Source organism: Pseudomonas macauensis, from assembly GCF_047902425.1.
GTDB lineage: Bacteria > Pseudomonadota > Gammaproteobacteria > Pseudomonadales > Pseudomonadaceae > Pseudomonas.
Genome location: NZ_CP138377.1, coordinates 4,655,733 through 4,668,985 on the forward strand (window position 1 = coordinate 4,655,733; position 13,253 = coordinate 4,668,985).

Genomic DNA, 13,253 nt, shown 5'->3' on the forward strand with positions numbered 1-13,253 from the left:
GCCTACAGCCGTACGCCTGAAGTCCGACAGACGTTATTTACGCTTGTCTTTCTTCTTCTTCTCGGCCTTCTTGTGGTGCGACATCAGCCGGCGCTTCTTGTTGACCTGGCGTTCGGTGAGCTGGGTCTTCTTGCCCTCGAACGGGTTGTCGCCGCCCTTGTACTCGATGCGGATCGGCGTGCCGACCAGCTTGAGGACGCGGCGATAGGTTTTCTCCAGGTAACGGGTATACGCCTTGGGCACCGCATCCACCTGGTTGCCGTGGATAACGATAAGCGGCGGGTTGGCGCCGCCCAGGTGGGCATAGCGCAGCTTGATGCGACGGCCATTGACCATCGGCGGCTGGTGCACCTGGATGGCGTCTTCCAGGATCTGCGTGAGCTTGCTGGTGGGCCAGCGGGTCACGGCGGAGCGGAAGGAGTCCTGCACCGACTTGTACAGGTGACCGACACCGGTGCCATGCAGCGCGGAGATGAAGTGGATGTCGGCGAAGTCGGCGAACATCAGCCGGCGCTCGAGCTCGGTCTTCACGTACTCGCGCTCGGCCGACTCCATGCCATCCCACTTGTTCAGGGCGATGACCAGCGCGCGGCCGGTTTCCAGCACGAAGCCGAGCAGGTTGAGGTCATGCTCGACCACACCCTCGCGGGCATCCATGACGAAGATGACCACGTTGGCATCCTGGATCGCCTGCAGGGTCTTCACCACGGAGAACTTTTCCACCGCTTCGAAGATCTTGCCGCGACGGCGCACGCCGGCGGTGTCGATCAGGGTGTACTTCTCTTCGTTGCGCTCGAAGGGGATGTAAATGCTGTCGCGGGTGGTGCCGGCCTGGTCGTACACGATCACACGCTCTTCACCGAGCATGCGGTTGACCAGGGTGGACTTGCCGACGTTGGGACGGCCAATGATGGCGATCTTGATGCCATCCTTCTCGCTCGGACCGGGGATGCGCTTGGCTTCCTCGCCCTCGGCGACTTCTTCCAGCTCGCCGGGCAGGTCGTTGTCTTCCGGCGCCTCGGGCTCCGGAGCGAACATCTCGCCCAGGGCTTCCTGCAGCATCTGGGTGATGCCACGGCCGTGGGCGGCGGCAATCGGGATCGCGTGCCCCAGGGCCAGCGGGCTGAACTCGGCGCGGGCGATGTCCGGATCGACGGTGTCGACCTTGTTGGCCACCAGGAAGCTGCGCTTGTTCTTCTTGCGCAGGTGCTCGGCGATCATCTCGTCGGCGGCGGTGAGGCCGGCGCGGGAATCGACCATGAACAGGACGGCATCGGCCTCTTCGATGGCCTGCAGCGACTGCTCGGCCATCTTGGCGTCGATACCCTCTTCGTCACCGGAGATACCGCCGGTATCGATGACGATGAATTTCTTGCCCTGCCACTTGGCCTCGCCGTACTGCCGGTCGCGGGTGAGCCCTGCGTACTCGGCGACGATGGCGTCACGGGTGCGGGTCAGGCGGTTGAACAGGGTGGACTTGCCGACGTTCGGGCGGCCCACCAGGGCTATTACGGGAACCATGCGGCTCTCCAGGAAATTTCAGATTTTCAGAAAACACGACGGCCGCTGCCGTTTTTCACGGCAGCGGCCGGCAGTAACACTCAGCTTAGCGGAGCGTGTAGGCGACCAGCTTGCCGCTGTTGCCGAACACGTACATCCAGCTGCCGACTACCAGCGGGCGAACCCGCACGCCGTCACCGTCGACCTTCTCGCGGCCAACGAAACGACCATCCACCTGGCTCAGCAGGTGCACGTAACCTTCCAGGTCGCCTACCACTACGTTGCTCGAGAACACGGCCGGAGCGGACAGCTGGCGGCGAGCCAGGGCGTCGTTGCTCCACAGCGAGGACGAGCCACGGGAATCCAGGCTTTCCACAGTGCCAGATGCCTGGCTGACGAACACGCTGCCAGTACCTTCGGCGACGCCGACATAGCTGGAAGCTTCACGCTGCCACAGTACTCGGCCGGTGGTTTCGTCCAGTGCAGCGGCACGGCCCTGGTAGCTGACAACGTACAGAACGCCGTCCTGCAACACCAAGCCGCCGTCGATGTCGACTACGCGGTCCAGTTCGGAACGGCCCTGCGGAATGGCAACGCGCTGTTCCCACACCGGCAGGCCACGCTGTACGTCCACAGCAACGACCTTGCCGCTGGCCAGGCCAGCCAGCGCCAGGCGTCCGTCGATCAGCGGAGCACCGGTACCGCGCAGGGTCAGCACCGGTACGGTGCCTTCGTAGATCCAGCGCTGGTTGCCGGTGGCGGCATCGAAGGCGATCAGTTTGTCGTCCTGGGTCTGCACCACCACCACGTCACCGTTGGTGGCCGGGGCCGCCAGCACTTCGCTGGTGACCTTGGCGCGCCACTTCTGTTCGCCGCTGCCGGCGTTCAGGGCGATCACGTCGCCACGCATGGTGCCCAGCAGGACCAGTCCGTTGCCAACGCCAACGGCGCCGGAAACCGGCAGGTCGAGATCCTTTTTCCACAGCACGTCGCCGCTTTCGCGCTGGATCGCCATCACCCGGCCTTCGGCGGAGGCGGCGTAGATGGTCTGGCCATCCACCGCCGGTTCGATCAGGTTGTACAGCTCGCCCTGGCCGTCACCGACCGAGCGGCTCCATTGCTTCTCCAGACGGACCTCTTCCTTGAAATCGGTGAGTTCCGCCGGCGGCAGTTCTTTCTTGCTGTTGCTGCTGCAACCTACGGCCAACAGAGTCAGCGCGAGCAGCGCGGCATGTTTCCAGCGCAGCATGTCAGGCGTCTCCCTTGGCCAGGTCGTCGAGTTTCATCTGCAGGGCACCGACGGCGGCGTCTTCCGGCAGGGCGGCCTTGGCCTTCTCGTAGGCGCTGCGCGCCTCGTCTTCACGCTTGAGCTGGACCAGCAGGTCGCCGCGCAGTTCTTCGCGGGTGGCGACATAGGCCTTGTCGGCGTTGCCTTCGAGCAGCTTCAGCCCTTCCTCGGCCTTGCCCTGGGCGCCCATCACACGGGCCAGGCGCTGGCGCGCCAGCTCGCCGAGGGTAGCGTCCACCGGCTTGTCGACGATGGCCTTGAGTTCCAGAACGGCGTCATCCAGCTTGCCGTTGTCCACCGCGACCTTGGCGACGAACAGGCGGCCATACTGGGAGTACGGGGTACCGGCGTATTCGCTGGTCAGCTTGTTGGCCAGCTCGGCAACCTTGGCGGTGTCCGGCTTGCCAGTAGGGTTTAGGGCGGTTTCCAGCAGGGCCTGGTAAACCACGGAGGCACCCTGGGCCTGGTTGTTCTGGTACTTCTTCCAGGCTTGCCAGCCGAATACCACCACCAGTGCCAGGGCGGCACCGGTCAGCAGGGGCATGCCGTTGCGCTGCCACCAGTCCTTGATGTCGGCGATCTGTTCTTCTTCGGTACGCGTACTCACCCCAATACTCCTATCCGCTCGATTCTCAAGCCTGCTGCAGGCAGGCTGCCAGGTGCTCGGGCAGAGCGTCCCAGGCGATGTTCTGTTGTTCGCCCTCGCCACGCAGGGGCTTGAAACCTACCACGCGGTTGGCCAGTTCGTCGTCACCCAGAATCATTGCGAACTGTGCACCGCTCTTGTCAGCCTTCTTGAACTGGCTCTTGAAGCTGCCACCGCCGGCGTTGACCAGCAGGCGAATGCCGGGGATGGCGTTGCGCAGGCGCTCGGCCAGGCTCAGGCCGGCAAGCTCGGCCGCCTCGCCGAAGGCGCAGAGGTAGAGGTCAGCCGGACGGCTGAGTTCCTCGGGCACCAGGCCCAGGGTTTCCAGCAGCAGCACCAGGCGCTCCACGCCCATGGCGAAGCCCACGCCCGGGGTCGGCTTGCCGCCGAACTGGCTGACCAGGCCGTCGTAGCGGCCACCGCCGCAAACGGTGCCCTGGGAGCCGAGCTTCTCGGTAACCCACTCGAACGCGGTACGGCAGTAGTAGTCCAGGCCGCGCACCAGCTTCTGGTTGATCTCGTAGCGCAGGCCAACCGCGTCCAGACGGGCCTTCAGGCCCTCGAAGTGGGCGAGCGACTCTTCGTCCAGATAGTCGTGCAGGGTCGGCGCGCCGACCAGCAGGGCCTGGGTGCTCTCCACCTTGCTGTCGAGGATGCGCAGCGGGTTGGTGGTCATGCGGCGCTGGCTGTCTTCGTCGAGCTGGTCGAAGCGATCCTGGAGATAGGTGACCAGCGCATCACGGTAGCGCGCACGGGCCTCGCTGGAACCCAGGGTGTTCAACTGCAGGGTCACGGCATCGGCCATGCCCAGCTTCTGCCACAGGCGCCAGGTGAGGATGATCAGCTCGGCGTCGATGTCCGGTCCGGGCAGGTTGAAGACTTCCACGCCAATCTGGTGGAACTGGCGATAGCGGCCCTTCTGCGGCTTCTCGTAGCGGAACATCGGGCCGGTGTACCACAGCTTCTGCACCTGGCCGCCGCCGGAAAGGCCGTGTTCGAGCACGGCACGCACGCAACCTGCGGTACCTTCCGGACGCATGGTGAGGGATTCGCCGTTGCGGTCGAGGAAGGTGTACATCTCCTTGTCGACCACGTCGGTGCCTTCACCGATGCCGCGGGCGAAGAGTTCGGTGAACTCCAGGATCGGCAGGCGGATTTCTTTGTAGCCGTAGCCATCGAGCAGCTCGGCGAAGGTACTTTCCAGATAGCGCCAGGCCGGGGTCTGTTCCGGCAGGATGTCGTTCATGCCACGGATGGCTTGCAGGGACTTGCTCACGTAGGGTCCTTGTTGCGGTCAGCCACGCACGATCAGTGCGGCGTCGGCTTCGGCCTTCTCGGCCGCTTTTTCGCGGATCAGCCGTTCCAGCTCATCCACCAGGTTTTCGTTCTGCAGCTTCTGCGCCGGCTTGCCGTCGATGTAGATCAGGTTGCTCGGCGTGCCACCGGTGAGGCCGATGTGGGCTTCCTTGGCTTCGCCGGGGCCGTTGACCACGCAGCCGATCACGGCAACGTCCAGCGGCACCAGCAGGTCCTCCAGGCGGCCTTCGAGTTCGTTCATGGTCTTCACCACATCGAAGTTCTGCCGCGAGCAGCTCGGGCAGGCGATGAAGTTGATGCCACGGGAGCGCAGGCGCAGCGACTTGAGGATGTCGAAGCCAACCTTGATCTCTTCCACCGGATCGGCAGCCAGGGAGATGCGGATGGTGTCGCCAATGCCTTCGGCGAGCAGCATGCCCAGGCCGACGGCGGACTTCACGGTGCCCGAACGCAGGCCACCGGCTTCGGTGATGCCCAGGTGCAGGGGTTGTTCGATTTCCTTGGCCAGCAGGCGGTAGGCGGCGACGGCCATGAACACGTCGGAGGCCTTCACGCTGACCTTGAAGTTCTGGAAGTCCAGGCGCTGGAGGTGATCCACGTGGCGCATGGCCGATTCCAGCAGGGCTTCCGGGGTCGGTTCGCCGTACTTCTTCTGCAGGTCCTTTTCCAGGGAACCGGCGTTGACGCCGATACGGATCGGGATGTTGCGATCGCGAGCAGCATCCACCACGGCCTTCACGCGGTCTTCGCGACCGATGTTGCCGGGATTGATGCGCAGGCAGTCGACACCCAGTTCGGCGACGCGCAGGGCGATCTTGTAGTCGAAGTGGATGTCGGCAACCAGCGGAACCTTGACCTGCTGCTTGATCTTGCCGAACGCCTCAGCGGCGTCCATGTCCGGTACGGAGACGCGCACGATGTCGGCGCCGGCCTCTTCCAGACGGCGGATTTGGCCGACGGTGGCGGCCACATCCAGGGTGTCGGTGTTGGTCATGCTCTGCACGGCGATGGGGGCATCCCCACCCACCGGCACGTTACCCACCCAGATCTTGCGGGACGGGCGGCGTTTGATCGGAGACTCGCAATGCATCGTTACTGTCCACCCAAGGTCACGCGCGCGGTACCGCCGCGCGCCGGTGTCACTGCGACCGGCTGGCCGTTATAGCTGACCTGCGCACCGCGGGCGAAGCCCAGGCGCAGTTGCACCGGAGCCTTGGCCGCCAGCTCCAGGGTGTCACCCTTGCGCTTGAGCGAGCCGAACAGGACCTTGCCGTCGGCATCGGTAACCTGGGTCCAGCAGTCTTCAGTGAACTGGATCTTGACCACACCCTGACCCGCGGCGGCGACCACCGGAGCGGCCGGCTGGGCTTCGACCGGTGCGACCGGAGCAACCGGTGCAGCAGGCTGCGGAGCGGCGGCTGGTTGAGCGGGGGCTGCCGGAGCCTGGGCCGGAGCGGCCTCGGTGGCGACGGGCGCGCTCGGCAGCGCCGGAGCAGCGGGGTTGGCCGCAACCGGGGGCGTGCCTTCGGCCGGAGCCTCGGCAGCGACATTATCGCCGGCCGGCTCGGCAGGCACGGTCGAGGGATTGGCCTGGTCTTCGGCAACCGCCTGGTCTTCCGGCTCGTCGAGCGTATGGATTTCGGTGGTGCCGTCGGCGCTCTCGACCTCGACGTGCTCCATGTTCAGGCTGCCACTCTCGGCGGTGCGCGCTGCGCGCTCCTGCCACCAGAAGTAGCCAAAGCCGATCAGCAGGGCGAGCAGCACCAGGCTGAACAGGCGCAGCAGGTTACGCGACAGACGCACCGGCTCGACCACGCGGCCGAGGCTGTGCACGTTGCTGCCGGTGGCATCGGTGCCGGTGTACTGGTCGAACGCCTGGACCATCTGTCCCTGGTCCATGCCCAGCAGCTTGGCGTAGGCACGGACGTAACCACGGGCGAAGGTGTGGCCGGGCAACTGATCGAAGGAGCCCTGCTCCAGCTGGCGCAGGGAATGTTCGGTCAGGTTCAGCTGGCTTGCAACCTGGGCAACGCTCCAGCCTTTGTTCTCGCGCGCCTGGCGCAGCGTGTCGCCAGGATTGGCGCGGGTCGTGCCGATGACATCGGACTGCGACGTGCTCATCATTTATCCGCCTGGTATGCCTGGTATTCAGGAGAAGCGGGATACAGGCGCTTGAGTTGCAGCCCGTAGCTGGCAGCGGTATCCCGGTCGTCAAAGATCTTCGCCAGTCGAATTCCCAGCAGCAGGCTGCGCGCGGTCTGCGGGCCCTGCTTGAGGTATTCCTGGTAGTAGGCTCGCGCCGGAACGTACTGACGATCCTGGTAATTGAGTTCGGCCATCTCGATCAGCGCACTGGGCTGATTGCGATTGAGGCGAATGGCCTTCTCGAAGTATTCCTTGGCCTGCTCGCGCTGCTTGAGCTGCAGGCTGACCAGCCCGAGGTTCTCGAAGATGCGCGAACGCTCGGGATACAGACCATCCTCGGCGGCCTTGATATAGACGTCGTAGGCTTCCTTGTAGCGTTTCTGCTCGAACAGGAAGCCGCCGTAGTTGTTCAGGATGCGCGCATCATCCGAACGGGACGAAAGCGCCTTGCGGTATTCGGTCTCGGCCAGCTGCGGCTCCATCTCGGTCTGGTAGACCGCGGCGAGTGCGGTATGCGCATCGGCACTGGATGGATCGAGTTCCAGTGCCTGGCGCAGCGGGACCTTGGCCTGTTCGGCATTGCCGGCCCGCAGGTAGCCGAGCCCCAGCTGGATGTAGGCGTCACGCGCCTCATCCCGGCCCTTCTCGGTTTTCAGAGGATCCTGTTTACCAGACGTCACGCAACCCGTCAGCACGGTTGCCAACAGCAAGAACAGCGCGGCGCGCAGGGTCATTGGAATCCTCCCTTGATCAGTTTCGATTGGCGGCGTTCGACGCCTGCTCGTTTTCCGTCGCCAGCTGGCGGACGGCGATGTAGCGTTCGCTGCGGCGGGTGCGGTCCATCACCTGGCCCACCAATTGACCACAGGCGGCATCGATGTCGTCACCACGGGTGGTGCGCACCGTCACGTTGAAGCCACCTTTGTGCAGCATGTCCTGGAAACGGCGGATGGCATTGTTGCTCGGCCGCTCGTAACCTGAATGCGGGAACGGATTAAACGGAATCAGGTTGATCTTGCAAGGGAAATCCTTGAGCAATGCGATCAGTTGCTCGGCATGCTCGGGCTGGTCGTTGACGTTGGCCAGCAGGGTGTACTCGACGGTCAGCACGCGTTCCTTGCCCAGGCGCGTGATGTAGCGATAGCAGGCGTCGAGCAGCATATCCAGCGGGTACTTCTTGTTGATCGGTACCAGCTTGTTGCGCAGTTCGTCGTTCGGCGCGTGCAGCGACAGGGCCAGCGACACGTCGGTCACCTCGGCGAGCTTGTCGATCATCGGCACCACGCCGGAGGTGGACAGGGTCACCTTGCGCTTGGAAATGCCGTAGCCGAGGTCTTCCATCATGATGCTCATGGCGGTCACGACGTTGTCGAAGTTCAGCAGCGGCTCGCCCATGCCCATCATCACCACGTTGGTGATGGCACGGTCGATCTTGCCCGGGATGGTCCCGAACGATTGGTTGGCGATCCACACCTGGCCGATGATCTCGGCGGAGGTCAGGTCGCTGTTGAAGCCTTGCTTGCCGGTGGAGCAGAAGCTGCAGTCCAGCGCGCAACCGGCCTGGGACGACACACACAGGGTGCCGCGGCCGCCCTGGGGAATGTACACGGTCTCGACGCAACTGCCCGAGGCCACGCGCACCACCCACTTGCGGGTACCGTCAGAGGAAATGTCCTGGCTGACGATCTCCGGGGGACGAATTTCGGCAACGGCCTTGAGCTTTTCGCGCAAGGCCTTGCCGACGTTCGTCATGGCGTCGAAATCGACGGCGCCAAAGTGGTGAATCCATTGCATCACCTGGCCGGCGCGGAAGCGCTTTTCACCGATGGACTCGAAGAATTCCTCGAGCTGGGGCTTGGTCATGCCCAGCAGGTTGGCCTTTACAGCGGTATCAGTCATGGATTCACCCTCGCTCATTCGCCTGGATTAGCGAATGCGCTCGCACACCTCGGTGCTGGAGAAGAAGTAAGCGATTTCGCGAGCTGCGGAAGCTTCCGAGTCGGAACCGTGTACGGCGTTCTCGTCGATGGAAACGGCGAAGTCGGCGCGGATGGTGCCGGCGTCGGCTTTCTTCGGATCGGTGGCGCCCATCAGCTCACGGTTGCGCAGGATGGCGTCTTCGCCTTCCAGAACCTGAACGACAACCGGGCCGGAGGTCATGAAGGCAACCAGGTCCTTGAAGAAGGGACGCTCTTTGTGCTCGGCGTAGAAACCGCCAGCTTCGCGCTCGGACAGTTGAACCATCTTCGAAGCGACGACGCGCAGACCGGCTTTTTCGAAGCGGGTCAGGATTTCGCCGATGACGTTCTTGGCAACAGCGTCGGGCTTGATGATGGAGAAGGTACGTTGCAGGGCCATGGAAATAACTCCGGAAAGCAAGGTTGGTAAAGCCAAGAAGCCCCTGGCATAGGCCAGGAGCTCCTGTGATTCAAGGGTTTGCCGCAGGCGCCGCCCGGCGGACGGCGACGCGGGACCGTCCCCGACTGCTGCGGGGCCGGCGGCTGAAGAAATTCCCTCGGGAATTTTTTCAGAGCACACCTAAAGATAAAACCCGCGAATTATACGCGGGTTCATGACAAATGGGTACGCGGCAAGCGTGCCGCGCGCCCTCAGTCGAGCTCTTCGATCCAGGCGGCCTGGATGGCTTCCAGGACCTTTTCACCGCCGCGGGAAGGATCGTCGCTGAACTCCGGCAATGCCAGCACCCAGGAGTGCAGATCGACGAAATTCACGTAGCGCGGATCGACATCCGGCTTGGATTCGGCCAGTTGGATGGCGATTTCGAGCACATCAACCCATTTCAGACTCATCGTTGGCGCTCCGCTCAGTGACCTTCGGACACCTGGTTGATGGTGTACTTCGGAATCTCCACCACCAGATCTTCCTCGCCGACTACGGCCTGGCAGGACAGGCGCGAATCCGGCTCCAGGCCCCAGGCCTTGTCCAGCATGTCGTCTTCCAGCTCGTCGGAGGCTTCCATGGAGTTGAAGCCTTCGCGCACGATCACGTGGCAGGTGGTGCAGGCACAGGACATCTCGCAGGCATGCTCGATCTCGATGCCGTTGCGCAGTGCCGCTTTCATGATGGTTTCGCCCGGCTGGGCCTCGATCACCGCACCTTCCGGGCAATGTTCGGCGTTCGGCAGAAATACGATCTGCGGCATCTTGGCTTATTCCTCGATTTCGTTGAGCCGGCGACCGGCCAGTGCGGCCTTGACGGTGGCGTCCATACGGCGCGCGGCAAAGGCGTCGGTCACCTGGGACAGGCGCTTGATCTGTTGTTCGATGGCGGCGGTATCGCTGCCGGCCGCCAGTTCGCGCAGGGATTCCATGTTGGCATCAATCGCCACGCGCTCCTCGGCGTCCAGCAGGCGCTCGCCGTCGGCGTCCAGGGCCGACTGCACAGCCTCCAGCAGACGCTGGGCCTCAACCTGCTGCTCGCGCAGGGCGCGGGCGGCCATGTCGTCACCGGCGTACTGGAAGGAATCCTGCAGCATGCGGGCAATCTCGCCATCGGTCAGGCCGTAGGACGGCTTGACCTGGATGCTCGCCTCAACGCCCGAGGACAGCTCACGGGCAGACACGCCCAGCAGACCGTCGGCGTCGACCTGGAAGCTGACGCGGATCTTCGCCGCACCGGCCACCATCGGCGGAATGCCACGCAGCTCGAAGCGCGCCAGGGACCGGCAGTCCTTGACCAGCTCACGCTCGCCTTGCAGCACATGAATCATCATGGCCGTCTGGCCATCCTTGTAGGTGGTGAACTCCTGGGCGCGGGCCACCGGGATGGTGGTGTTGCGCGGAATCACCTTCTCCATCAGCCCGCCCATGGTTTCCAGGCCGAGCGACAGAGGAATTACGTCCAGCAGCAGCAGCTCTTCGCCGCGCTTGTTGCCAGCCAGGGCATCAGCCTGGATGGCGGCACCGATGGCGACCACCTGGTCCGGATCGATATCGGTCAGCGGCTCGCGACCGAACAGCTCGCCCACCAGTTCACGCACACGCGGCACGCGGGTGGAACCACCGACCATGACCACCGCGCTGACCTCTTCCAGCTCGACACCGGAATCGCGCACGGCGCGCCGGCAGGCCTTGAGGCTGCGCTGGATCAGCGGATCGATCAGCGACTCCATGTGCGAGCGACTCAGCTCACCACTCCAGCCCTCGTAGGCTACCGGAGTGCTGGCGCTATCGGTCAGCGCCTCCTTCGCCGCGCAAGCCGTCTGCAGCAGACGACGCTGGGCGCCCGGATCGAGATCGGCCGAGATACCAGACTGCTCGATGATCCAGCCGGCGATGACATGGTCGAAATCGTCGCCACCCAGAGCGCTGTCGCCGCCGGTGGCCAGGACTTCGAAGACACCACGAGTCAGGCGCAGGATGGATATGTCGAAGGTACCGCCGCCCAGGTCGTAGATGGCGACCACGCCCTCGGCGTTCTTGTCCAGGCCGTAGGCCACTGCCGCAGCGGTCGGCTCGTTGAGCAGACGCAATACGTGCAGGCCAGCCAGACGCGCGGCGTCCTTGGTGGCCTGGCGCTGCGCGTCGTCGAAATAGGCGGGAACGGTGATCACCGCACCGACCAGCTCGCCACCCAGGGTGGATTCGGCGCGCTGACGCAGGGTACGAAGGATTTCCGCCGAGACTTCCACCGGGCTCTTGGCGCCCTGGACGGTCTCGATGAAGGGCATGTGCGACTCGCCCTGAACGAAACGGTACGGCAGTTGGCCACCGAGCTGCTTCACATCCTCCAGGCCGCGCCCCATCAGACGCTTGACCGAGATGATGGAGTTCAGCGGGTCCAGGGCCGCACCGGCACGCACGCTCTCCCCCACCTCGATACGATCGGCGAGGTAGCGCACCGCCGACGGAAGGATGACTTCGCCGCGCTCATCGGGCAACGGAGCGGCAACGCCGCTACGCACGGCGGCGACCAGGGAATTGGTGGTGCCCAGGTCGATCCCCACGGCCAGCCGACGCTGGTGTGGCTGGGGGCTCTGTCCGGGCTCGGCGATCTGCAGTAGGGCCATGCGGTTTCTAATCAGGCTTATCGGGCGCGGCACGGGCCGCGCGGATTAATCGTCGAGTCGCTCTTCGAGCTGCCGCACTTCCTGCGCCAGCTTGTCGAGGAACTGCATGCGCCGCACCAGGCGCTCGGCCAACTCGCGGCGGGCCGGGTCATCCCAGCAATCGGCGAACTCCGCGTCCAGCTGCTGCTGGGCCGATTTCAGCTGGCGCTTGAAGTACGCCACGCCATCGAGATCGGCGCTGTCCTGCAGGTCTTCCAGCTCCTCGCGCAGACGCATCTGCTGCAGGAGGAACTCCGGATCCTGCACCGTGGCTTCCAGTGGCAACGCGTTGCCACGCAAGGCCAACAGGTAAAGGGCACGGCGCGGAGCGCTCTTGAGCGTCTGGTACGCGTCGTTGAGCTCGGCGGCCTTTTCCAGCGCCAGTCGCTGCTCGCGCTCGGAGGCATCGGCGAAACGATCCGGATGGACGTTGCGCACCAGCTCGCGGTAGCGGTTGCCAAGGGCTTCCAGGTCGATCCGGAAGCCTGGCTGCAGGTCGAACAGCGCGAAGTGACAGGGACTACCCACGCCCGACCTCAGACGTTGAAGCTTTCGCCGCAGCCACACTCACCGCGCACGTTCGGGTTGTTGAACTTGAAGCCCTCGTTGAGGCCTTCCTTGGTGAAGTCCAACTCGGTGCCGTCGAGGTAGACCAGGCTTTTCGGGTCGATGATGACCTTCACGCCGTGACTCTCGAACACCTGGTCCTCGGCTGCCAGCTCGTCGACGAACTCCAGCACATAGGCCAGACCGGAACACCCGGTGGTGCGCACGCCAAGACGAATGCCCTCGCCCTTGCCGCGCCCTTCGAGGGAGCGGCGAACGTGGTTGGCGGCGGCTTCGGTCATGCTGATGGCCATGGGAACTCCTTACTCAACGAATCGCAGTTCAGAGAAGACCTTTCTTCTGCTTGTAGTCGCGTACGGCCGCCTTGATGGCGTCCTCGGCGAGCACCGAGCAGTGGATCTTCACCGGCGGCAGGGCCAGCTCTTCGGCGATGGTGGTGTTCTTGATGGATTCGGCTTCATCCAGGGTCTTGCCCTTCATCCACTCGGTGGCGAGGGAGCTGGAAGCGATAGCCGAGCCGCAGCCGTAGGTCTTGAACTTCGCGTCTTCGATGACGCCCTGCTCGTTGACCTTGATCTGCAGGCGCATCACGTCGCCGCAGGCCGGCGCGCCGACCATGCCGGTACCGACGTCCGGGTCCTCGGCGTTGAGCTTGCCGACGTTGCGCGGGTTTTCGTAGTGGTCGATGACCTTGTCACTGTAAGCCATGGCTAATCCTCACA

At 64.1% G+C, this 13,253-nt stretch carries 15 protein-coding genes; all 15 read right to left on the minus strand.

The window, feature by feature from the left end; genetic code table 11:
* Positions 1 to 33: 33 nt before the first annotated feature.
* Positions 34 to 1,521 carry a ribosome biogenesis GTPase Der gene (gene der / locus SD196_RS21275; RefSeq protein ID WP_275608355.1) on the minus strand — a complete coding sequence of 496 codons (1,488 nt, stop codon included), beginning with the start codon at positions 1,519 to 1,521 and terminating at the stop codon, positions 34 to 36.
* Between the two features lie 85 nt (positions 1,522 to 1,606).
* Positions 1,607 to 2,749, minus strand: coding sequence for an outer membrane protein assembly factor BamB (gene bamB, locus SD196_RS21280; RefSeq protein ID WP_343577672.1), 1,143 nt, complete (start codon positions 2,747 to 2,749; stop codon positions 1,607 to 1,609).
* Between the two features lies 1 nt (position 2,750).
* Complete coding sequence (locus tag SD196_RS21285; RefSeq protein ID WP_343577670.1) at positions 2,751 to 3,395, minus strand: YfgM family protein; 645 nt, start codon at positions 3,393 to 3,395, stop codon at positions 2,751 to 2,753.
* A gap of 25 nt (positions 3,396 to 3,420) precedes the next feature.
* Entirely contained in the window at positions 3,421 to 4,710 is a 1,290-nt protein-coding gene (gene hisS / locus SD196_RS21290) for a histidine--tRNA ligase (RefSeq protein ID WP_275608358.1), read from the minus strand.
* Positions 4,711 to 4,728: 18 nt separating this feature from the next.
* The gene (gene ispG, locus SD196_RS21295; RefSeq protein ID WP_275608359.1) at positions 4,729 to 5,841 is read right to left on the minus strand and encodes a flavodoxin-dependent (E)-4-hydroxy-3-methylbut-2-enyl-diphosphate synthase; all 1,113 of its coding nucleotides are present in this window, start codon (positions 5,839 to 5,841) and stop codon (positions 4,729 to 4,731) included.
* 2 nt (positions 5,842 to 5,843) lie between these two features.
* Positions 5,844 to 6,875 (minus strand): RodZ family helix-turn-helix domain-containing protein, encoded by a 1,032-nt coding sequence (locus SD196_RS21300; RefSeq protein ID WP_331319148.1) that lies wholly within the window; start codon positions 6,873 to 6,875, stop codon positions 5,844 to 5,846.
* Positions 6,872 to 7,630, minus strand: a complete 759-nt coding sequence (gene pilW, locus SD196_RS21305; RefSeq protein WP_275608361.1) for a type IV pilus biogenesis/stability protein PilW — start codon at positions 7,628 to 7,630, stop codon at positions 6,872 to 6,874. Before pilW ends, SD196_RS21300 begins: the two co-directional genes overlap by 4 nt.
* A gap of 16 nt (positions 7,631 to 7,646) precedes the next feature.
* The gene (gene rlmN / locus SD196_RS21310; protein WP_275608362.1) at positions 7,647 to 8,795 is read right to left on the minus strand and encodes a 23S rRNA (adenine(2503)-C(2))-methyltransferase RlmN; all 1,149 of its coding nucleotides are present in this window, start codon (positions 8,793 to 8,795) and stop codon (positions 7,647 to 7,649) included.
* Positions 8,796 to 8,822: 27 nt separating this feature from the next.
* Positions 8,823 to 9,254 (minus strand): nucleoside-diphosphate kinase, encoded by a 432-nt coding sequence (gene ndk / locus SD196_RS21315; RefSeq protein WP_015478499.1) that lies wholly within the window; start codon positions 9,252 to 9,254, stop codon positions 8,823 to 8,825.
* Between the two features lie 251 nt (positions 9,255 to 9,505).
* Positions 9,506 to 9,706, minus strand: coding sequence for a Fe-S cluster assembly protein IscX (iscX, locus tag SD196_RS21320; protein ID WP_331319149.1), 201 nt, complete (start codon positions 9,704 to 9,706; stop codon positions 9,506 to 9,508).
* Positions 9,707 to 9,720: 14 nt separating this feature from the next.
* On the minus strand, positions 9,721 to 10,059 hold the full coding sequence (fdx, locus tag SD196_RS21325) for an ISC system 2Fe-2S type ferredoxin (protein WP_015478501.1): 339 nt from the start codon (positions 10,057 to 10,059) through the stop codon (positions 9,721 to 9,723).
* Positions 10,060 to 10,065: 6 nt separating this feature from the next.
* Complete coding sequence (hscA, locus tag SD196_RS21330) at positions 10,066 to 11,925, minus strand: Fe-S protein assembly chaperone HscA (protein WP_275608364.1); 1,860 nt, start codon at positions 11,923 to 11,925, stop codon at positions 10,066 to 10,068.
* Between the two features lie 45 nt (positions 11,926 to 11,970).
* A complete protein-coding gene (hscB, locus tag SD196_RS21335) occupies positions 11,971 to 12,492 on the minus strand; it encodes a co-chaperone HscB (protein WP_275608365.1) in 522 nt (173 codons plus the stop codon).
* Between the two features lie 8 nt (positions 12,493 to 12,500).
* Positions 12,501 to 12,824: an iron-sulfur cluster assembly protein IscA gene (iscA, locus tag SD196_RS21340; protein WP_207887490.1), complete on the minus strand. Its 324-nt coding sequence runs from the start codon at positions 12,822 to 12,824 to the stop codon at positions 12,501 to 12,503.
* Positions 12,825 to 12,852: 28 nt separating this feature from the next.
* Positions 12,853 to 13,239 carry a Fe-S cluster assembly scaffold IscU gene (gene iscU / locus SD196_RS21345; RefSeq protein ID WP_015478505.1) on the minus strand — a complete coding sequence of 129 codons (387 nt, stop codon included), beginning with the start codon at positions 13,237 to 13,239 and terminating at the stop codon, positions 12,853 to 12,855.
* Between the last annotated feature and the right edge of the window lie 14 nt (positions 13,240 to 13,253).